We start from the raw sequence: 269 nt of genomic DNA, 5'->3' as shown, positions 1-269 counted from the left end.
TAATTGAAAAAGTACAGAAACCAGAAGTGAAGCCAGACCCAAAACCTGAAACAAAACCAGAAGAAAAACCAGAAGTGAAGCCAGACCCAAAACCTGAAACAAAACCAGAAGAAAAACCTGAAGTAAAGCCAGACCCAAAACCTGAAACAAAGCCAGAGGAAAAACCAGAAGTAAAGCCAGATCCAAAACCTGAAACAAAACCAGATACAAATTTACCATCAAGCATAGATAAAAGTTTAGTTACGGAGGAAGTTACGTATAATCCAAAC

1 pseudogene is annotated in these 269 nt (G+C 37.9%); it reads left to right on the top strand.

The annotated features are described in order from the left end of the window. Window positions 1-269, top strand: a pseudogene (locus MR107_RS30755) (S-layer homology domain-containing protein); the annotation flags it as partial.

Origin of the sequence: Bacillus cereus group sp. BfR-BA-01441, from assembly GCF_022663075.1 — a bacterium.
Classification (GTDB): Bacteria; Bacillota; Bacilli; order Bacillales; family Bacillaceae_G; genus Bacillus_A; species Bacillus_A cereus.
Note: the sequence above shows the minus strand (reverse complement) of the source record. Positions and strands in the feature narration are given on the sequence as shown.